This is a genomic window from Sphingobacterium sp. UBA6317 (assembly GCF_002440385.1).
GTDB classification, from domain to species: domain Bacteria; phylum Bacteroidota; class Bacteroidia; order Sphingobacteriales; family Sphingobacteriaceae; genus Sphingobacterium; species Sphingobacterium multivorum.
In genome coordinates this window covers 1-21,659 of record NZ_DJTD01000004.1, presented here as the reverse complement: position 1 = coordinate 21,659, position 21,659 = coordinate 1, and the positions used below count along the sequence as shown (strand labels likewise).

Genomic DNA, 21,659 nt, shown 5'->3' with positions numbered 1-21,659 from the left:
TTACTCTTGTTGTACCAAATGCAGCAAGTTCGGGTCATTCTTAATTCGCTCCATTTCTTTCCCGACGATGTGTATAATATCTGATTTTATCTGCTTGTAATTGCTTTCAATTTCCTGCTTCATCGTATCCTCGCCCTGCTCATCTACAAAAGATAAAATCTGGGGTATCTTTTGATAGGCTTTGGTTTCGGAAGCCACCTTTTCATTATCCACCACGATTTCGGCGTGGAAAATCTTCTGCTCGATACGTTCGTCAAAGTTATCCGATACCGAACCTACAAACATACCTTGTGTTAAGGTTGAAATTTTGGAAGCAGGAATAAGGCTGTCTAACTGTGTGGAAATAGATGTAGATTTATCGTTGCGGTTAATCGTCATACTCTGGCGTTTCTGCAATACTTTACCGAAACGTTCTGACAGGCTCTTTGCCGTTTCGCCAACCACCTGACCACTGAAAATATTACCTACCGTATTTTGGATAACCTTGCTTTCTTTGTCGCCGTAATCCCTCGTTAATTGCGAAAAGTCCTGGAAGCCCAAGCACACCGCTACCTTATTACTTCTCGCAGTGGCGATAAGATTGTCCAAGCCCCTGAAGTAAATCGTGGGCAGCTCATCTATGATAACGGAACTCTTTAATTGCCCTTTTTTATTGATGAGTTTTACAATTCTTGAATTGTATAAACCTAAAGCTGCGGAATAGATATTTTGACGGTCGGGATTATTACCAACGCATAAAATTTTTGGTTCTATCGGGTTGTTGATGTCGAGCGTGAAGTCATCGCCTGTCATAACCCAATACAACTGAGGGCTAATCATTCTTGATAAAGGAATTTTTGCCGATGCGATTTGCCCCTGCAATCGGTCTTGCGCTCCGCCTTGCCAGGCATCCATAAAGGGCGACAAATAATTTTCCAATTCAGGGTATGAAGTCAAAATTGTGAATACGTCCGAATACTTTTTGTTAAGTAATTCTATGGCGTGTGGGAACGTGCAATACTTACAATCTTCATAGATTTTCAGATACCAAATAATGGCAGCTAAAAGGATAATTGGGCTTTCCACAAAAAAATCCCCTTGCTTCAAAATCCACGACTTGTTAAGGTTCAGCATTATGGTATAAGCCGCTTCGTAGGCATCAGATATATCCGTCATAAATTCGGGATTGAGTGGATTGCAACGGTGGCTCTTGCGTGGGTCGTCGAAGTTTATCACATAAAATTTCGGCTGAACTTTGTACTTGTCCCGATGCTTCAGCAGATGATTGTAGGCAATGGTTGAAAGGTCGTCGAATTTAAAATCGTAGATGTACATACTAAAGCCTTTTTCTATCTGCTGTTTGATGTAGTTGTTTACGATAGCATAAGATTTACCGGAACCCGGAGTACCCAATACGATTGATGCCCTGAAAGGATTGACAATGTTTATCCAACCGTTGTTCCATTTGTCTTTGTAGTAAAATTTAGTGGGCAGATTGACGGAATACTCGTTTTCCATCAGTTTTGTTTCCTGTTGGAAACTCTCGTTCTCGTTATTGAAAACATCGTCCATTAAATTGTTTTTCAGTAATCTGCTCATCCATACGCCTGCCATCAGCAAAGCGATATAACCTAAGGAGATAGTAAGTATATAAAGAAATGTGCCTGTTGCCGGAGGTAGTTTTAGCAACGGTGTGTTTAGGAAGAACAGCACAAACCCAACGCTCAACGCCACATAGATTTTAGACAAGGTTATCTTCTCATTCTTCACGCCTTTTGTTCCTAAGCAGCTTAAAGCCAGCAAAACCAAAGCAAATGCTTTGGTGTAAAGGGTGTGTGAAAACAAGCCCGCTGTTCGGTCGAAATTGCCTAATATCTTATTGATTACTTCCAACGTCCAACCACGTTCTAAAAAGAAACCGTAGCAGAACCAATAAAGGTGCATCAGCACCAAAAGAATACTGACTGCCCGCATAAAAGCCATTATCTTGGCAAGCCCTCTTAAATCGTCTTCTCCCTGCATTATTTAAAGTTTTAATGTTCGGGCGTGAATTTAAAGGCTCTATGCCATAGGTGTTATTACCTAGTAGGCATTGGCTTTGAATGGTTATATTTGGCTACTTACTACTGTTTCTTGCGTTTTCTTTTTCTCTTAATCCGATTAGCAAAATTCAGTTCCTCATAATCCTCGCCTTGTGTTTCGGGAATAAGCAAGCCGCCTAATCCTTCAATCAAATCGTCTTCTTGTTTAGTCGAGTTTAGGAAATCAAATAACTGATGAGGTTTTTCATCGGGTAAATCTTCCGCATCGTTGGATTTTGATATTTTAGATTGAGGTTGCACAATCTCTTTTATCTCAGGTTTTATATTATTGTTCCAATAATCATTAAAAGTATTGGCAGAAAGTTCCTTACTTAAACGAGAACCATTCCAAACCGTTTTAGAATTGTGGTCAATAAAAGTCATCCCGTAAATACGACCTACATCATTTCTACGAACGATCACATTAATATTTTGTTCAGCTAGCTGTTTCTTAAAATCCATTTCATTATTTGTAGATTGTAAGGCAATAGTAATAGCAGATTGTATAGTTTTCCTATTTGGGTGATTTTTGATATCAGTTTTACACTTCTCAAAATGTAGTTCTAAATAAGCAAGTCCAGCATTCTTTCCAAAGAGTGAAGCCTTAAAAGGATTACCTGCTCGTTCACCTTGTTCGTTTAATGGAATATATAACAAACCTTGCTGTGGTTTTCCGTGTAATTCTCCCTCAATTTTTTCTGTAGTAATATTGAACAAGGAAAGTAAAGCGTTGTATTCTCCTAACGTTTGGTATTTATAATAGGTAGGTAGATGACGAACTACTGATGCTATTTGACTTTTTACATCTCCAGATTTGTAATCAACTGGGCGAAAAATCTTGTCATTCTGGTTAGGCTCTTTCTCCGTTGCAGGTATTAATCTGTGTTGTTTTTCTAGTTCACGACATACTTTCATAGACCGCATTTTCTCGAATTTGTCCGAAATCTTTTTACCCTCTTCATCTACACAAACCGACACAATATAGATATGGCTACGATCAATATCGGTATGTTTGAAAACAATAAAAGGCTGTTCACCGTACCCCATTTCACGCATATACTGTTCTGTCATTTCCCTGAATTTATCGTCATTGACTTCATCTTTCGGATCTGGATTGAGCGAAATATGTAAGGTATGTTTTTCTGTATTGCGGTTAGCAATAAGATATGGAGCAAAAGATTTGGCTAATTGTGTAACAGAATATTGTCCGCTTGCTGTTTCAATCATCTTATTAGCAAACAAAATCTGTCCGTTTTCATGCTCTACTTTGAGCTGATTGTATGCTAATGTACCATATAAATTTCCACTTCTTCCAATTTTTGCTATCATTTTAAGACTGCTTTTTTAGGTGCTTTTCTTCAAATTCTTCAGTGATTTTTATAATCTTTTGGCATAAAATGACCATTTCTAAGGTCTGTTTTTCCAGTTTGTAGAGGAAAGCAGCAGCCTTTTTCTCAGAAAAATTCTTGTATAACAGCTTTACAATTTGGTTGTAATTGACTCCTACAGAGCGGAATTGACTGTGAAAAGAAGTCAGTCGCATATAGAAATCAACTGTTCCTTTATCAATTTGAATTGTTTTTACGGTCTTTTCAAAGATACAGGAGGTGATAAAATGTGCCTTCACCTGCATACCAGATTGGTCAAAAAGAGCCAAAAAACGAGCATGTTCTTCTTCATTGAAGGAGATCGTGTATCTGTTTTTAGCAGGATCTTTTTTAGGTCTTCGACCTGTTTTTCTTATTTGCTTTTTGTTATTGATTTCAGAAAGACCGTAAAATGATGAACCGGCTAAATATGGAGTTAAATCGTCTTTAAAACCTGCTTTTTTGTAGCTTTCAGCATTATATTTATCCCATAATATAGGGTATTCCCAATAAGGATATTTGTCTGGTGTTGGAATGCCCTGATTGTTATATCCAATTTCTATTACAGGTATTAATTCGAGTGTCATTTTGTGTCTATTGGATGTTGTATTATAACCCGACCGAAACCTAGCCAAGGTTGCGATCCTTTTTAAGTAAATATAGTAAGAAGGAAAAGCAAACAGCTTTTAGTTGATAAAATAGGAGAGAAACTCAATGAACACTATCTTTTTAAGCTATCCAGGTAAAGTCACGTTTTATCACCTTCCACTTTCCATTAATTTTTTCCAGGATAAAATCATAACCCTGACCGCAAAGTGCTCCGCATACATAGTCTAATGATACAAATGCTTTATTGTGATCATGCGACATGATAGGCAAGTGAAATGTATAGCTTGATAGAAATTGCTCCTTCGTTTCTGTTTTTTTATGGTATGCAACGTTATATTTCTTTTTGATTTGTAATGGAATAAATACAGTATCCCTTCCTTTGACCTGATAGAGATAGCCTGTAGAGTCTTGCTGGCTATGGCCTACTAAGCCCAGCAATTTTTGGATCCTCAGACCGTCAGGCATAAAGTTTTTGTCGTAGGCATTATATAGCGAGTCCTTGATGAACCATTGGTGAATATAGGCCATGGGTTTATTAGTTTTAGCTACTTCATTTGAAATGGAGTTATAGGCAATTATAGCATCCAAAATTTCAGCATAATCATCTTCAACAATTGCATAATCAAATGCTTGTTTTTGGATTTTGACTGGTACCTGTTTTTGATCATTGCTTTGGCATGCTATGATGAAAAATAAAAATGGTATTAAAAAGCATACTTTCATAAATCTATCGAATGGTTTAAAACATGATGCCAAAATGATTTCCTTTCCATAGTACAATTTACTAAATTCATACATCAGGTTTTTATTTATGATACAGTATTTAACAGACGATCAAATCAGAACAAGGCTGAAACTGGGAAAATCTGTAGAGCAGTGGCTAGGCCATGTTCAGGAAGAATATAGGGATTATATTAAACGTTAATTTTATCTTCGTATTCAAGTTCTATTGATTAAAGTGGGAGGAAAGTAAGGAAGTTGTTCCAATATAATAATGATGAAAGACCAAGATTTATTTATTAAGGAATTGATCGATTTGTTTCCGAGTTTGGAAGAGGAGCTTTCAGATGAAGATTACAGGGCGTCTATTACCTTTCAAATGGGTTGTTTCAAGCGATTTATGCAGGAAGCGATAGCTGAAAATGATGGAGATAAGTTTGATGCTATGGTAAATTTTTTAACGAAAAATTTGCCTTTAGTTGATAAGCGAGTTCAAAATGCCATTTATCTAAGTTTTTTGGGTAAATTGGATTTTTCCGAAACCCCCAATTTAAAAAAACGGTTGGGACAGGATTTAGGTAAAGCCTATACTGATATAGAAAATTATAATAATTCTCCAGTTAGTGATGAGGTAAAGACCTTCTTGAATAAATTTTGATATTCTTGATATAGGTCAATATTTGAATTACGCATTTGAAAGATGGAGATGTTACAAAAAAATAAACCATGCTATTGCTAAGTCTGGACAGTTGACTGAAAGGGACGATAATAGCTTTGTCATAGCTCGTATTTCAGATAGTACAAAGTTTACCGTTAAAGCTGGTTGTGAACTTATAAATAGATTGAAAGAATTTAATAAACCTGTGATTGAAACAGGGAACGGTTATCGCCGAACTCAAATATTTTAGGTGACTCTTTGTGTTATGATACTAATGTGTACAGTTCGGATTTTTGGAAATTATATTCCATCATTTCTGAAGGAATTCCCAACGAATTTAATCCATTTAAAACACATAAATTTGATTAGTTTTTTCAATTAGACCAATCCCATCAAATAGAAATTATCCTCTAATGTTATAGTCTGGGGCAGGTGAAAGTTTTACTAAATCGAACCTGAAGCAAGGGAATCTTCTACATAAAGGCTATAAGATATTGGAAGCAGTTGCGGGACAAGGAATTAGTCAATTAGAAAGATATGAGACTGTTTTGGAAAAACTATTTTAGGATAAGTTTTAATACGGTTTTAGAGTTTTATTAATTATGGATAAGATAAAATTTAAGCAAGCAGTAGATCAAATTCTATCACCACACAAGTTTGTTAGAAATAAAAACACTTGGATATTGAAAAGCCCTGGAATAAATAAAGTAATTTCAGTATACAAATCATATTATTCTGATAGCTATTATATTGATTATGGATTTATTATTAACAATCTTGAATTGAACGACCTTAAAATGCATGTTTTTAAACGTCTAGGGGCGTCAGATTACGATGAGTTACTTCTTATTAACAGAATATTAAGTTTAGACAGTTCTATGCTTGAGCAAGAAAGAGTTAGTCAATTAAGGAGCCTTATCGAGGGGCGAGTACTGTCGGTTTTAGAAAGGATAAATACAGAATCTGATTTATTGGTATATATTCAGAGCTTTCCTAACTTAAAAATGATTCCTTTTGTAGTTAAGAATTATTTCCATTTAACCAGTCATAAAAATGTTAAAGGATGGGTAACCAAAATTTTGTCAATTTTCGATTTCAATAAATCATAAAAGCTGAGATACGAATCAGACAACAGCGGATGCAAAAATGGAAAATATTGGAAAATACCCTATTGATAAGGTGAGCTGAAGTTTTTATTCCGACTTTTTGTTTTAAGGTGCAGGTCTTAATGGGAAGTGACTATCTTTGAGTGTAGACTTTGATGGGACCAAAATTCCTCTTAATTGAAAGTATGATATACACTAAACATAATATTTGCTACTTCTTGACCCTTATGTTGTTTATTGGTTTTGTGGCTGTGGGAAAAGCTCAGGTACTACCATTCTATAATGTTAACCCCTTAGAGGACGATGATTATTTTACAAAAACCGTTTTTTCATTCAATTCTAATTTTATAAAAAGCAATAAAGTAAAACGTATTCTGCTTCAGGGTGAAGAGAAGATTGGGATGAAATATATTTACGATTTTAACCCCGACGGTACGATCGTAAGTATGAGGAGCATACGATATAATAACGAAAAACCTGATACCGCTTTTTATACTAGATACTCCTATAATTCAGATGGTTTCATCGATAAAAAAGCAAGGATAGATTATTCCAATGGCATCGTAAAAGTCAGCAGCTATCAATACAATAAGAATAACAAAGTTGATATCATCCGAACTTTCACTTTGAACGCCCAGATGCCAAATAGGCCGCAAAACAATGATTGGCAGGGAGAGCAAGTTCGAGGAGTGGACAGAATGATTTTAGAGGGTGTTTTACCAGACGAAAGCATTTGGAAGAGAATGACGGCAAATAATGATTTTTCTTCTTTGCAATATCGTTACTATACTGAAAACGAATTCGAGGCAGAAGAACGTACCGAATATTTCAATTTTAGCAAGAATAGTGGTAATCTAGATACTTGTTATCAAAAAAAGACATATTACTATGTAAAAGGATATCCGGCAGTGTTGTTTTTACATAATGGCTGTGCTGTTGAGAAAACACCATCAGAATTGTACCAATTCAAGGATGGGCTTTTACTACAACTTACCGATGTACCTTCTTCCCTTGATTCCAAAACCGAAAAGTATGTCTATGATCAAAACCGAAACCTGAAACTGATGGAAGATATCTGGAATGGACGAAAAGTAAGCGAGCTGGAAATGCGTTACGATGAAAAAGGTTTTTTGATCTCCATACAGCGAAAGTCGGATGCTGCAAAAGCTCATTATTTTGAAGATCGTACTTTAAAGGCAATATATAGTTTTTACTAATCAATTGCTTCTATAATTCCGTATGGATAAACGGTGGTAAGATTATTAGGATTTAAAATTTGAAATTAAATATTAGTGATTACGATTCATTATTTACAATCATACCCTGATGTATAATAATAAATTCAGTGCTTAATGCAACGCCAAACATGATTGAAGAGCCAAATACATTTTACAAGTGTAACTTAATTATCGGGATATCTTCGTTTCTTATAACAGTTACGGTTAGAACGAGCATAATCTATAGTGCTGTTGATAATGTTGGTTTAGCAGATACTATTACAATCATATGGAATTGGTTTATGCTTTTAAGTTTAGCTATTGCTGCTTTTCAGACTTTGGCATTTACTTATAAAAATGGAGGGATTAGCTACGTGTTGCTAAGTATACTAGTAATAATTTGTTTAATTATTACTAGTATAGGGATGTTCCTTATTCCAACGGGAGCAATTCTGTCCTAATTTTTGTAAATCACGCATATGAAACACCATTATCGCTAGGCTCATCTTTTTAGGCTAAGAAATTTCCAAAGGTTGAATTTAGGTTTCTTTTTAATTTCCTCAATATGTTTTACGAATATTTTTTCTAAATCCAAGTCGGATTTAATCTCAACTTTCTCTCTATCTGTGACGGCAATGCCAGTGTGCCCAGGGACATTAGAAGGAATCTCTTCAAATTTTCCTAATGAGGTCATTTTTTTTATTATTCTTGACCCGTCAGCATATTCTTCAAAGAGGGGAATTGGCAGTGGGTGATAGTTTTGTGAAGATAGGATAAACTTCACAAAAAAATACGGATCTAAATCCCCAAACTCAAGCCCGAAAACAAGCGAAACCTCAATATACTGCCGGGTTATTATATTTTGAAAACCACAATGAAAACCATGGACAAAATATTTCCATTCTGCAACTTTCCCGATCTGTCGTTCATCCCACTTTAACTCATTAAAAGTATCCATTGGAAAATCCTTGTTTAAATTTAAATCAAGTTTGTCAACCAGCATAAACACTAATTGTTGGCCTAGTTGCCTGTAATCTTTTGCACATTGCTCAAAAAATTATTGGTGGTCTTCAATTTCTTTATCTGTAATTAGTTTTACAATGTTAAGTTCAGGGTCTATTGTATGGATCAAAACCTGGAATCCAGAAAGTTCATATTCGAGATTTTGGCCAATTTGTTCGCGCTGCTTGTTTATATTTCCTTTAAAAACAAGTTTTAGGGCTCTTTCTCTTGAAATGGATTTGATTTCATCTATTGATGGAAGTTGGTCAATTGACTTAATAATAATTATATCTGTTGTTCTGTCCACAAACCTAATTTAAAGAAATTTTATGCAACTAGTGGTCTTGCATGTAGAATAGCCTTATTTAAATTTGTCTGTTGTTCAGTAATTGCGTGGCAAATATAGTACCCTCCTTGGGATTTAGCTGAGTTTTGCCTCTCTTGTTAGTTTACTTTTGTCTATCCCTAAATCATTACTGAATAAATCAACTAGTATTTTTTCAATTTCGCTTTTATTAAAAGTGTTCGGGTTACGTCTAGATTTGAAATAACTTTCACGTGTCATTTTTTTTGCTAATTGCCCAACTGTTTGCAGTTTAAGTATGTTGCCGAATTTTTTTGCAAACCAAAGTCCAGCATTTGAAAATACAAGTCCTGCAAGTCCGATCTGCCAATTAAAGAATAGTGCAGCGCAAGATGTCACCAGTAAAATCGCAAGTGTAACGGATGCCCAGTAGGGCGGTCGTAGGATATGAAGTTTAAATCCCAAGTGCACTTCCAATTTTTTTACCATAGAACGTCTGCTTTGTTTTGGCAGAAGACCAAGGAGAGTAGTGCCGGTTGCGATTGTTTTCCGGTCTATTTGAAATGTTGATGCCATTGCATCACGCAGTTTATAAAAAGCCTGTTGGCTTGTGCAGTCTTTCGAATGTGCTAGTTGAATTTTATTGGCAATGTGATCACATAGTTCACCAAAAGTGAAAATGTGCATCAGTTCGGTGCTCTCAAACTTCATGTCAAATGACTTTTCAACTTTAACGAGTAAATCGCTGATATCGTCTGGATCTACATTTTCTAGTTCGTCGTCTGCCATCATATTGCTCTTACCAATTGGTTACAAAATACAAATTTGCTGTAAAAATAGCATATAGTATTTTTTAATACGCCATTGAAAATACTGTTCGTTTCATAATCCAATAATCTATTCAAGCCGCGTTCGTGATCATCCAATGTTGCTATTGGTCTTAAGCTATCCAAGTATCCTCATATTTAACAACCTTCCATTTGCCTTTTATTTTTTCAAGAATAAAATACCACCCCTGGCCACATAATCCACCGCAGATATGATCCACGGATACAAAGGCTTTTTGACCGTCACGTGTCAGGATAGGTAAGTGGAAGACCAGTTTCGTTAAGAAACGTTCTTCCTCAGTCAATCTATTGCTGTCTTTAACCATATACTTGTGAGTGATCGATTGGGGAATGAAGACTGTATCCCTGGCTCTTGTCTGATTTAGGAAACCGATTGAATCCTGCATGTTATAACCAAGATGGTCAAACAATTCCCGGATTCCAATAGCATCCCCCAGAGGATAACCCTCTTATAGGACGTATGTATCAGATCTTTTTTAAATTTGTTTTCAATATAAGTCTCAGGTTTTTCAGTTATGATCAATCGATTGATGTAAGTGTCATGGTTAAATATCGCTTCCAGTATTTCCGCATAGTCTTTTTCAAAAGCGGAATAATTGAAAGTTTCTTCTGGAGCTTTTGCTTTAGGTGTTTTTTTAGTTGTGCTTTGACAAGCGAAAGCAAGAAATAAAACGGGTATTAAGAAGTATACTTTCATAAAATAGCGCGAATAATTTAACAGATGATGTCAAAATGTTTTCTTTTCCATAATGCAATTTACTAAATTCATACATCACGTTTTTATTTATGATACTGTTGGAGGAGAAATTCAGAATTGTATCTTTTGGGATTGAGGTTAGGATAGTAAGATCTCAATGAAGTAACTAACACTTCTAACATATAGAGAAGACAATCTTAAATTATGGATTATAGAGCGACAGGAATTGATGCTGTTATATTTTATTCAATGATCCACCGTCAACTAACTGAGCGGTTCATTCCATTGAGGTATACCGATAAACATATCATTTACAAATTTTTCTGTATACCGCTGCATTCCAGTTTCCTCCTTATCAAAGTAGGTCTTTATTTTTGAGCATACTTTAGGGTTGTAGCATAACTTGACGCGGAAGTTTTCGATCCATTCTGCCCGTATAACAATGGTAATTAATTTTTTCGTATCTCTGGACAATCCGATTACGGTAATATCTTGGCACATCCCAGCATACCAATCAATAATATACACTTTGGTGCCCGGGCTAAACTGTTTCGTGCCATAGCGGGTTTCTATTTTCCCTTGACCATAGCTAATTTCCTGTTTGATGTTAGCTACCAATGTCCATAATGGTATAGGTTCTAAATGATCCATATTTATTCAGCGCTATTGTAGATATGACGCCATCAGTGTCTGTCGAAATGTTTTAGTTTTCAATGATAGTGACGTCAAGTCATCAATAATGATTTCATCTATTTGAAAATCGGTGATTATTTTTTCCTGAATGTTTGCATAATCTAAGGAGTCAATTATTTCGCCTGAGAGGATATCGAAAATATATAATGTACCTCCTGCGTACGCATTTTGGCCACTTTCTGGCATAAATCCATGAATACAACCTAAATTGCTCTTAGTTGTTATGATATTGTAACACCAAATTCTATTATCTTTTTTAAATTTGGAAAAATTTATTGACCATATCGGTTTCACCATGTTGTCGTGTGTAAAGCAGTGCAATGAATTTTTTTTGTCACTTATCAATAAATAGGCTTGGGTATTATCAAATTTGATCCAACTCGTACCGCCTACATTATCAAGTTTTATTTCATCGAAACAGTGATTGTCAAAGTGATACCTTAAAATAGATTTTTTCTCTGTTGGAATATAAATAATATTGCTTTTAAGGTGTAAATCTGCATTGTACAGACTTTTGTCGACTTTATCTTTTTTGAAAACTACCTCACCGTTTTTAATATTTACACAACATAGTCCACGATAATATTCAAGTAAAAAATAGTTAGATGATTTATCTATTATGCTTCTATATCCCAGGAACTTTTCTGTAGAAAAGAGTTGTTGTTTAGTCTCAATGTCAAAAGCTGTAATTGTCGTTTTATTTGCATTTCGTATTGTTAGCCAATTTTTGGAATTCAAAAGTATAATATGGCCATTAGGGGCAAAATCTAAGAGGCGGAATTCTTCAAAACCAAGATTATTTAGAATATTTAGGTTTGAATCTGTCAAGATTAAACCTTTTTTATCATCCTCTATAATAGCCTTATTAATTTGTCTTCTATTAATAACTCTTTTATTTTCGATTCTCATATTGCAATGCGCTAAGAGTCTTGTTGTTATATTTTATAATGCTTGAGATTCTTACATGACATGTTTTGTCAATTCCTGATTTGAGTTTATTAGTTTGGTATAACTAGATTAGCTTGTGAAAAGTCAATGGCTTTGTACCTATCTTTCATTTTCTTGTCGAGTATGACCTTGTCATCCGTGAATGAAACAGGAGGCGTTTTAAAATGCCAGGTTCCCAGATAGTTTAATGAGTTTTCTGTAATCTTAAAAGTAAAGCGTTCTAATTCATCTATATTTATCAGGCCAGCATTTACTTTATCTTCAAAGCCATCTGTTGTATCCGTATTCTTAAAAATATACTCTGTATACATTTTGCCACCATACCACTTACTATTGGTCCACCAATAATTTAGAATAGCGTAGTTACCCGGCTCAATGGTATATATGAAGATATTTTCCTTTGATGATTTGAATGTCGGCTTCACTCTAAATGAAAAAACCTCCTTTGTTTCTGTATTGATCAAACGTATGTCCTGCGGAAAACCTCCACTGCTGAATCCTAATCGTTGGATGAAATTACCATAGATAATTGCTTTTCCACGAGGTATGCCGTCGTTACTTGCGACATCATTAAGGTGTTTAAGATCTTGTGCATTAATCTGCATTGATAAAAAAACTAAGAATACTGTTATTATACGTTTCATTTCTAAAGCTGATATTGGCTGAAAAATATTTCTTGCCGACTTTAATTTAGATTAACTAGCTAGCCATAAAACTATAATAAATACCCCATATTTTATGTATCAATTATGAAATTAACGATTATATAACACAACTATTTTCCCAATGAGTTCTTTGCATTTATTTATATCTTCCATTTTTTTAATTTAGAAATCGAAGCCCAATTCGGATAGCATCCGTTCGTGGTTATTCATAAAATACTTCATCAATTTATATTGTTCGGTATCCTGATATGCAATCAGCTTTATTCCATTTTCAGATACCTGATAGATATCAGCTTCGGGATAGGCCATTAGGATGGGGGAGTGTGTTGCAATAATAAATTGCGATCTAAGTTCTACAAGCTCTCTTATTCGGCTCAGCATATTTAACTGGCTTATGATAGACAGTGCTGATTCTGGCTCATCAAAAATATAGAGTCCGTTTCCATTGAGGCGGTGATGTAATAACGAGAGAAAGCTTTCACCATGAGAGCGTTCGTGTAACGATCCACCATAGGATTTCTGAGCTTCATATTGATCTACTGCTGTGGCAACATTATAAAAACTTTCAGCCCTGAGAAAATAACCATCTCTGTTGCGATATGCCGTTCGTATTACTTGGATATCTTCAAATAAAGCGGAATGGGAATCCATGGTGCTAAAATTAAAATTGCGGCTTCCACCTTCAGGATTAAAGCCGGCATTGATGGCTATCGCTTCTACTAGTGTTGATTTTCCTATACCATTTTCTCCTACGATGAAGGTCACAGGACTCCGAAATTTTAGTTCATCCAGTGCTGACAATGATGGGATATTATACGGATAATGGTCGCGGCCCTCTGTAGGTTTTTTATTTCGGATTTGGCTAATATAAATCATCTAATTATACTTTATCTATATGTTGATAATTGAGCTCTTGATTCTTTTACTTCGAATCTCCTGATTTATGTATATGGGGTTTCAGATCCTGATGTTTTTAACCATTCACTTACATTCTATACGTTTAAACTCTAATTTCAACAGGGATAGCTACTTTAGTCTCAATCAAATTTTTGACAGGTGTGTAAATATCAATATCACTATTAGGTGAACTAATACTAATGATAAGACTATAACGGATAGTCTTATTATAGCGTTCTAATTTTCTCCGAGTTTTCCACCATCCTGTTGTCGGATATATTGCCAGAATGTTACGAGTTGCCAGATCTGCTGCATTTCCTTCCCATATATCCTTATGGATAGACCCTTTATTTCGTAGGTCTTCACCCAATTTCCAGTTTCGCTCGCGGCCCTCATTTTGATAATCATCTTCCCGCATTTCAGCACTAATTCTTCCTGCAAATGCATCTGGTGATTCATTTGTATCGTTCATTTTAAATCTTAATGCATGCGACATATAGTTGTTTGCCTTTGCATATCTTTTATTTCCAGGATTCGGTTCGACAAAATAGGATAGGGTAACTGTTAATTGTACCGGTGTATTATATAATTCTGCTAGAGCTTCCACTGGCCAAGGTAAGTTGTATAAATGAAATTGGTCCGTTTTAACCCGCGACTCTTCATATTTATATGGTTTTAATTCAGCTTCACATATTAAAGTAAGTGAATTTGATGCACTATGTACGGCCCGTTGAAGATTTGGAACACCATATCCTACGGTTTGTATGAGTTTGACTTTTTGTCCAAAAGATAAATCCCCTAAGTTCCGGTTGCCCAACATTGCCGGGGTCCAATTAGCGGAATGAACCATCAAAGCTCTTATGGTTTCTGGCCTAAAATGTGGATATTGGATGTAAAGTTGTGCGGCGAATCGGCTGGCGAGAGCCGTGGCTGCACTGGTGTCTCCAAATGCTGTAAGCATGTTTAACGTTTTTCCACAGGAGGTACTTAATAATTGGAGTGAATCCGGGCTCAATACAGCGCCCTGTTGTATCGCTTGATTACCACCTTCCATTACAATGTCCGGTTTTCTAGGCCATTCATTTGCCCAAATAGAAGATGTCGTATTACACGGTGACATAGCTCCTCTATTTGCTAGAATTTCAGCTTCGGGAAATAGATTAAAATCTAGCTGATCTTTCAATGTATATGCTCCTACCGTTATAGCGTTAAATGCTTGTGCGGGATCATTAATACTATGGTCATCATTTATTAGTGGATATTCATTACGAATTTCGTCTGCTAAATTTCCAGAAGAAATGATAAACAAGTTTCTTTCATTAATATCTTCTGTTCCAAAAGAAAGCATATCAATAGTAGCGGACCAAAGTGACGGTTTCCCCAAATGCTGATTATCATTAGATGTTACAGCGATACAAATTGCGCGTTTATGATCTGGATTCATGATTTCGGCATTAGAGACAGCATCGATCGTTACGAAACCATAATTCAGGAGGTCATGTGGTTTGTTGTGATCTATAACTCTTACACTCTCGAATTTAAAGGGAATGTTTACAGGGTGGTTGTTGCCAAATACTTCAGATAAATCTCCGTACAGAATTAATCCCGCCATGGGAGTTCCATGGCCACTACGCATATCAGTTTTGTCGGCAACATGGCCATCTGCAAAGACTGTAGAGAGATAGTGTTCCTCAATATGAGGAGTTAATAATGGATTACCACGATTAACTCCGGTGTCCAATAAACATACAGATATTTTATTTTGGTCAGAGCTATTGGATACTCGTTGTAACAAATTATTAATCCAATTATCTTGTTCGATACGCGTAGCGTATGTGAAAAAATCTGTCAAATCACGAGGTTTACGTAACTCACTTAGACATTCTAAATAGAGTAAGTTTTCCATTTGCCGCGGAGTACCTTTAATGTATCCTACGGTATGCTCAGGAAAGCAGATCCACTGTTGGCCAATTTGGATTCCTTGTTGCTGTAGAAAATCTTTGCACTGTTTAATGTAGTCATTGTTATTATCGTAATCTAACCATACTTCCCACCAAATACTTTCGTCCGCATTAGGAAATTCATTTTCAGGCTCCTGCCAAAATGCTGCTAGAGTGGCAGCACGAATATCCTCTATATTTGCTATTAAAGAATAATTTCTAGGTTTAGGATTTCCTGCCTTTTCACTTTGAGGTGTATTCTTAGTAAGAAATTCATCTACTTTATTTAGAAAGTTAGTGATTGCTGTTTTGTCTAAGTATATGCCTGCTTCTTGATACTTGAATGTCCTGCCTTCTTCATCTACGTCTTGGCATATCCTTGTATACGCAATACGGAAACTAGATTTATCATCAAATTTATCAATATCAAGTGGGAAATCCGGCGCGGATTTAAAAACTATATAAACAAAGTCTTGAATCTGTTTACCATTCCAAAAGTCATTTAAAGCTTCATCGAATCTGACTTTGACGAAATCTCCTTGTTGCTGGCGATTAATACCGCTACGAGCTAATATAGTAGGACCACCTTGAATATTAGAGGTGTAATTTTGGGCATCATAAAAATTTCCATCTATTACTAGATGGGGTAGGTTATTTTCTGGCATATTGGAAAAAAGAATAAGTCCCTTAAAAAGGTCTTTTCCTTCCTTCTACATAATGTAGTATTTTTTCTTCACTCACATTTTTATCGCCATAGACGAGATAATCTTTCCATACATCACTTACAATACGGTGAATGTCTGCAAAGCTTAATCCGATGGCTTTATGAGTAACTTTTCTTAGATCTATAGTAGAGGGGAGGTCAAACCCAGTGAATTCTAAATCAAATAATTGGTATATATCTTCCTCAGTAGGGAGAGGAAATTGGATAATATCATCAAAGCGTCTGAATAGCGCTACATCTAGAGATTCAGGTAGATTAGTTGCTGCAATGATCAAACTTCTCGAATCATCTTTTTCAATCTGTAGCAAGAAGCTATTGAGTACGCGTTTTATTTCGCCCACTTCATTTCCAGCGGAGCGTGAAGTACCAATACTATCAAACTCATCAAAAAGATATACAGCTCTAAAATCTCGCATGGCGTCAAATACTAGACGAAGTTTGGCAATGGATTCACCCATATATCGACTAATCAATCCATCGAGCCTGATGATGAATAGGGGCAGGCCCAGTTCACTTGCTAGTACGTGAGCACTCATGGTTTTACCACAGCCTGGGGCGCCAGTAAAAAGCAACTTTCTACGAGCAGTCAGACCATGACTTTCGAGAATGTCTATTTTACGTTGCTCATCGAGTACACGCTGGAGAGAGTTTCGTACATTTTTTGAAAGTACCATATCCATAAGTTTTACCTCAGGGCGAACTAATTCCAGTAAATCTTCTAATTCTTTTTGAGCACTATTGACAGGAAGCTTTTTGATCAGAACAGACTCTTTACTTTTAGAGAGTTTAGCTTTGTCGATCATTTTTTTGAGCTCTTCGGCTAAGGCAGTATGGCCTTGGCGCGCTTCAGCGGCAGCTATTTGCATAGCAGTAGCATAGAAACGACTGTCGTCTCCTTCGCCAAACGAACGAATCAAGCTCTTTATTTGTTCCAATGCTGCCATTATGCTGTACTCAAAATTTTTGCAAATATAAGGTTATATAATCAAAATAGGTGCCGATTTTAGGCTTTGTTTAAAGTTAATAATAAATATTGGAGAACCTAGATGATCTGTATAATTTTCATTATTGTGTACGCCGAATATCATTAGTAAAATACTTTAGGAACAGGTAGGCTCGAGGATTAATCAAAAGCCATAATTTGAGTTACACGCCCTTAATTACGTCTCTTGTGAAACTTTTTAAGACTTTCAAATTTGTTCAAATATTTAAATGTCTGCGGAGGAGAAAATTTAGGGTAGATAGCTTTTATTGCACTCAGAACAATTTCATCGTTTAATTTATGAACATTTTCAAGTTCAATACCTATAGCTTTAGTACTTAAGCTATAATAATTGTCGAATTCTTCTTTTGAAACGCCTAATCTATCACCATATTTTTCCCACATATCATTCGGTGTGTGACTAATTATATTTTTAATTATTGCAAGCGCAGTAACGGCCTTTTTAGGCTGTGTGGTATATATAACAACAGTGTCTCCGATTTGCGCTTTTGGTTTCGATTTTCTTAGTTCAATTGTTTTCTCGCCGCATATTATTTTGTTTACGAACTTCTCCTTTATTGAAATTAGTAATAATTTTGACATCATTCTATCCCTTTAGCTATTCTGTAAATATCCGCAAAAATTTGTGATTTAATTTTTACCGGTGAAACAAAATTGTTATGTGCTTGATTTGCCGCCTTTAAGATTTCCAACAATTGTTTATATGGTATAGTATTTTGAAATACTTCTGAATGACTAAATTTCAATATCTTAATCTCTTTGTTTTCGTCACCATTGGTCATCGGTTTTATATGTTTGTTCCAATCATAGATGCCATATTTTTTGTATTTGTTAAAAAGCTCTTTTGCTGGTCCCACTATAATTTCATCTAGATAAGATGTGCCAACAATACATTTTTGTCTATTAGATTGGTTGTCAGAACTTGCGTACCATAATATTCTCGCTGGTAGGGTTTCGATATTCGGTTTCACGCTTCGATGGTAGACATTTTCATTGTTCCAAATCAGTTTTGGTGAAGCCCCAAATAATGTTTGTTTTGCTGATTTGGTGTCAAAAAGTTCACGAGCATATCTCGGCTTAATAGGAATGATAAACGTCATAATATCATTAGAATCTATCTTTAATGGCCATAGTTTTTTCTCAAGAAAATAATATCTCCATATATCGCCTAAAACAATAGAACTATTTGAATCATTTTGGATTACTTTTTCTAATTCTGGTATCGAATGATAAATTGGAGTTAATAAAGAAGGTAATTCATTAACTTTTACTACTTTGTTGCTAAGAGCCTTGATTAAATTTCCCTCTCTTAAAAAGAAACCAAACTGTTCGAACATTCTATGGTCAAATGAGTGAATTGCTAGATCCTTAATCGATATAAAGGACAAATTTTTTAAAGAGGCATAGGTTATGATATCAAAAATATTCTGAAACAGAACTGTCTGAGAAAGACGGTGTTTTGTTAAACGTAACAATTCGACAATAAGCGATTGATTATCAATATAATGTCCTATTAAGGAAATGTAAAATTCACTATTCTTAACAACTAATATTTCTCCATTTTTATTCTGTATTTTATTAATTTTTCGATCTAAATCTTTTCTATTCTCTTCATTTGTAAGGATAAAGCAGTTTAGTTTTTCGTGATCTCTTGAGGATAGATTATTTACAGAAAAATTCTCTGCTGATAATTGTGCAGGATAATAATTACTTGCGTTTTTCAATTCATCTAGCTCTAAAATAAAGTTGATTGGAAGTGAAACTTTTAAACCGTATTTGTCATTTAATAATTTACCTTTTTTAAGGATTTCATCGTCTAGAGTTAAGAAATAAGATGTGTTTGAAAGAATTGCTTCGGCAAGTTGCCTCCGATCTGAAATATCATTTTCAGTTTTTCCAGAGAATATTTCCATTAGTTCATTAACAATGTTATTTATATCATTTTTATTGAGATTAAGTTCTTTAAAGTGCTTTATGTATTGTTTGCTTTGTAAACTTCTAACCTTGTTAGAATCCCTAAATATCTCGCCCACAGTTTCTGAAGTGATTTCAAACTCTATTTCATCTGCAATCCAATCTGATGTTAATATTTCCACCTCTGGGAATGTTTGGGAGTTTATGTGGATGTCTCGAAGTTTCGATATGATATTAAAATCTAATATGGCGGATACTTTATCACTAGGAATTGCTGAAAATAAATCTGATTTGCCAAAACTAAACCACCAAGTAACTAATTTAACATTTGGATCCTTTCCTCTACTAGGACGTTCAGCTTTTGGTTGAAAATTATATTTCTGCCAAAATTTGATGGCATCTTTATAATCGCTCCTACAGCTCAATTTTATACCAACAACTTTATTTTGATATAAACTTACTAATTCATCCAAGAGTTTTTTTGCTAAATTTTTACCTCTATAATCAGCTGATACACATAAGTGTACGATGGATATTGTTTGTGTGCGATTTGTATGTCTGAATTGAAGATAAGCTTCTACTTCGTTGCCTTTATTACAACTTACTAGAATCCACTTTTTTTGGATGTTATCTCGAAAGGCATCCTTCGGCATTAACCCTAGGGTACTTCTGTTTTTTTCCCAAAGTTTTATAATACCATCTAGGTGTTCGAGATGAGCAAATTTAATCATGCAATAATAGGTAACACATTAGCTATATAATAACATCTGTAAGTTATTGTTTTTTGCAAAAATAATGAGTTATCGGCAAACTTTAAAATAATTACTTAAAATCGTTCCATGATGGTTTAGCTTGCTCAATGACTTTATTATTATGTCTAGATTCCATAGACTGGATGAACTTAACCATAGAAGTCACGTTACTAAAGATGAGAACACTTTCATCGTAATCTAAAATAGGGTTGTCGTGAGCAAAACTTCTATTGTTTCTAATATCATTAAAAGCATCCATTATCTGAAAGCTAAATTGTACAATCTTTTCAGCCATAGAGGATTGAATTAAATTTTTGGTTTTAATTGCTTTTATATATTTTCCAAATAAGGCATTTACGGTATCATCTTTTGATAAATCTATCGCATGGCTTTTACAGAGCTCCTTAAGAAATTTAATAACAAATGTATGTAGTCTATCTAATGCTGCCTCTGGTTCATTTTTTTCAATACTTTCTTTGATTAGTCTAGCTAATTGATTAAAATCTTTATCAGTGTTATTAGCTTTTATAGCGTCGATATTTTCAATAATTCTTCCTTTTAAAAGACGATTGGAAATTTTAATGAATTGGTCAAATTCCAACTGATTATATGGCTTATCTTTTCTAGCGATATATGCCAGCTTATACTCATGTAGCTTTATAAACAACGTGCCTACATTATAGTCGCTTTCGATTTTATAAAATGTCCTTAATCTATTAGCTTTTGACGTACCGTTTACTCGATATCTGTCCTCATCAATTTCTATTCCCGTCGTTTCGCCAACAAACTCTTTAAAAGTTCTATCATTAAAATCAAGTACATAACCGGCACCATTTTCACCTGTAATGAAGGTCTCGAAAATATTTCTTTCAGCAAAGGTTAAATCAGCCATTCCTAATTATCTCGCAGTTTTTTCACCTCCTCCGCTAAATCCGCAACCACTTTTGTCAAATCCAAAATTGCTTGAGTTTTAACAGTATCGTCTTTGACAAGTTTTTCTAGGAGCGAAGTTAATTTGGAAGTTTCATTGAATATTGGTTGGTGATTTTGATGTGCGACAGCATGATCTTTAAAATCATGATTATGTTGGATATTATATATTGCATTATCATCATTAAAATTTTTGATGAATTCGACAGTAACACCTAAAGCTATAGCTAATTCTTCAAGAGTGGGTTCTTCAATAACGATTTGACTTTCAATCTCTGATATTTTCTGTTGAGAAAAATTGCTTGGACACATTTTACCTAATGCCTCTTGCTTAATTCCTTGCATCCTACGAAGCTTTGCTATGACTTCACCTTGTTTAATTTTTCTTTCATCTTGAAATACAACACTCATAATTTACCTGATTAAAATAAGTCCGTAAAATACGGGTAAGTTACCCGTTTGTTACCAAAATCTAATTTGGTACCTTTGATATAAAGGTACGATTATTTGTCGATAAAATCAGTCTTAAGAACATTTAAAGCCACTTTTAAAGCAAATAATTTGTCTTTGGTATATTAAAACACACATGTGTCCTAAATAAATTT

Annotated in this window: 20 protein-coding genes and 1 pseudogene; 3 read left to right on the top strand and 18 right to left on the bottom strand. The window is 34.8% G+C overall.

Annotation, left to right across the window (positions count from 1 at the left end; genetic code table 11):
* The 4 genes from mobC to B3E92_RS00545 all read right to left on the bottom strand — a co-directional run bounded on the left by mobC (position 1) and on the right by B3E92_RS00545 (position 4,759).
* Positions 1–2,004 (bottom strand): conjugal transfer protein MobC, encoded by a 2,004-nt coding sequence (gene mobC, locus B3E92_RS00560; protein ID WP_286710079.1) that lies wholly within the window; start codon positions 2,002–2,004, stop codon positions 1–3.
* 98 nt (positions 2,005–2,102) lie between these two features.
* The gene (gene mobB, locus B3E92_RS00555) at positions 2,103–3,389 is read right to left on the bottom strand and encodes a conjugal transfer protein MobB (protein WP_286833486.1); all 1,287 of its coding nucleotides are present in this window, start codon (positions 3,387–3,389) and stop codon (positions 2,103–2,105) included.
* A 1-nt stretch (position 3,390) separates the two neighbouring features.
* The gene (gene mobA, locus B3E92_RS00550) at positions 3,391–3,822 is read right to left on the bottom strand and encodes a conjugal transfer protein MobA (protein ID WP_286710080.1); all 432 of its coding nucleotides are present in this window, start codon (positions 3,820–3,822) and stop codon (positions 3,391–3,393) included.
* Positions 3,823–4,156: 334 nt separating this feature from the next.
* Positions 4,157–4,759 carry a hypothetical protein gene (locus tag B3E92_RS00545; RefSeq protein ID WP_286894856.1) on the bottom strand — a complete coding sequence of 201 codons (603 nt, stop codon included), beginning with the start codon at positions 4,757–4,759 and terminating at the stop codon, positions 4,157–4,159.
* Between the two features lie 274 nt (positions 4,760–5,033).
* Between B3E92_RS00545 and B3E92_RS00540 the strand changes: the two genes are divergently transcribed.
* The 3 genes from B3E92_RS00540 (at position 5,034) to B3E92_RS00530 (ending at position 7,737) form a co-directional block, all read left to right on the top strand.
* Positions 5,034–5,414: a DUF7674 family protein gene (locus B3E92_RS00540; protein ID WP_286726930.1), complete on the top strand. Its 381-nt coding sequence runs from the start codon at positions 5,034–5,036 to the stop codon at positions 5,412–5,414.
* A gap of 602 nt (positions 5,415–6,016) precedes the next feature.
* The gene (locus B3E92_RS00535; protein ID WP_286710015.1) at positions 6,017–6,523 is read left to right on the top strand and encodes a DUF4304 domain-containing protein; all 507 of its coding nucleotides are present in this window, start codon (positions 6,017–6,019) and stop codon (positions 6,521–6,523) included.
* A 182-nt stretch (positions 6,524–6,705) separates the two neighbouring features.
* Complete coding sequence (locus B3E92_RS00530; protein WP_286710016.1) at positions 6,706–7,737, top strand: hypothetical protein; 1,032 nt, start codon at positions 6,706–6,708, stop codon at positions 7,735–7,737.
* Between the two features lie 502 nt (positions 7,738–8,239).
* On the opposite strand, the pseudogene B3E92_RS00525 reads toward B3E92_RS00530, so the two are convergent.
* The 14 genes and pseudogenes from B3E92_RS00525 to B3E92_RS00460 all read right to left on the bottom strand — a co-directional run.
* A pseudogene (locus tag B3E92_RS00525) lies at positions 8,240–8,779 on the bottom strand (DUF6896 domain-containing protein); the annotation flags it as partial.
* 15 nt (positions 8,780–8,794) lie between these two features.
* Positions 8,795–9,046 (bottom strand): hypothetical protein, encoded by a 252-nt coding sequence (locus tag B3E92_RS00520; protein WP_286710018.1) that lies wholly within the window; start codon positions 9,044–9,046, stop codon positions 8,795–8,797.
* A 114-nt stretch (positions 9,047–9,160) separates the two neighbouring features.
* A complete protein-coding gene (locus tag B3E92_RS00515) occupies positions 9,161–9,835 on the bottom strand; it encodes a hypothetical protein (RefSeq protein ID WP_286710019.1) in 675 nt (224 codons plus the stop codon).
* Positions 9,836–9,983: 148 nt separating this feature from the next.
* Positions 9,984–10,277, bottom strand: coding sequence for a hypothetical protein (locus B3E92_RS00510; RefSeq protein WP_286726925.1), 294 nt, complete (start codon positions 10,275–10,277; stop codon positions 9,984–9,986).
* A gap of 575 nt (positions 10,278–10,852) precedes the next feature.
* Positions 10,853–11,239 carry a hypothetical protein gene (locus B3E92_RS00505; protein ID WP_286710021.1) on the bottom strand — a complete coding sequence of 129 codons (387 nt, stop codon included), beginning with the start codon at positions 11,237–11,239 and terminating at the stop codon, positions 10,853–10,855.
* A 12-nt stretch (positions 11,240–11,251) separates the two neighbouring features.
* Complete coding sequence (locus B3E92_RS00500) at positions 11,252–12,190, bottom strand: hypothetical protein (RefSeq protein WP_286710022.1); 939 nt, start codon at positions 12,188–12,190, stop codon at positions 11,252–11,254.
* A gap of 89 nt (positions 12,191–12,279) precedes the next feature.
* Positions 12,280–12,873: a hypothetical protein gene (locus B3E92_RS00495; protein ID WP_286710023.1), complete on the bottom strand. Its 594-nt coding sequence runs from the start codon at positions 12,871–12,873 to the stop codon at positions 12,280–12,282.
* 183 nt (positions 12,874–13,056) lie between these two features.
* Complete coding sequence (locus B3E92_RS00490; RefSeq protein ID WP_286710024.1) at positions 13,057–13,770, bottom strand: AAA family ATPase; 714 nt, start codon at positions 13,768–13,770, stop codon at positions 13,057–13,059.
* Positions 13,771–13,894: 124 nt separating this feature from the next.
* Entirely contained in the window at positions 13,895–16,396 is a 2,502-nt protein-coding gene (locus tag B3E92_RS00485) for a S8 family peptidase (protein WP_286710025.1), read from the bottom strand.
* A gap of 22 nt (positions 16,397–16,418) precedes the next feature.
* Positions 16,419–17,399, bottom strand: coding sequence for an AAA family ATPase (locus B3E92_RS00480; RefSeq protein WP_286710026.1), 981 nt, complete (start codon positions 17,397–17,399; stop codon positions 16,419–16,421).
* Positions 17,400–17,611: 212 nt separating this feature from the next.
* Positions 17,612–18,043 carry an ASCH domain-containing protein gene (locus B3E92_RS00475; RefSeq protein WP_286710027.1) on the bottom strand — a complete coding sequence of 144 codons (432 nt, stop codon included), beginning with the start codon at positions 18,041–18,043 and terminating at the stop codon, positions 17,612–17,614.
* Positions 18,040–20,103, bottom strand: coding sequence for a GNAT family N-acetyltransferase (locus tag B3E92_RS00470; protein WP_286894854.1), 2,064 nt, complete (start codon positions 20,101–20,103; stop codon positions 18,040–18,042). The genes B3E92_RS00475 and B3E92_RS00470 overlap by 4 nt, the downstream gene beginning before the upstream one ends.
* 91 nt (positions 20,104–20,194) lie before the next feature.
* Positions 20,195–21,016: an abortive infection family protein gene (locus tag B3E92_RS00465; RefSeq protein ID WP_286710029.1), complete on the bottom strand. Its 822-nt coding sequence runs from the start codon at positions 21,014–21,016 to the stop codon at positions 20,195–20,197.
* Between the two features lie 2 nt (positions 21,017–21,018).
* Positions 21,019–21,465, bottom strand: a complete 447-nt coding sequence (locus B3E92_RS00460) for a helix-turn-helix domain-containing protein (RefSeq protein ID WP_286710030.1) — start codon at positions 21,463–21,465, stop codon at positions 21,019–21,021.
* Positions 21,466–21,659: the final 194 nt, after the last annotated feature.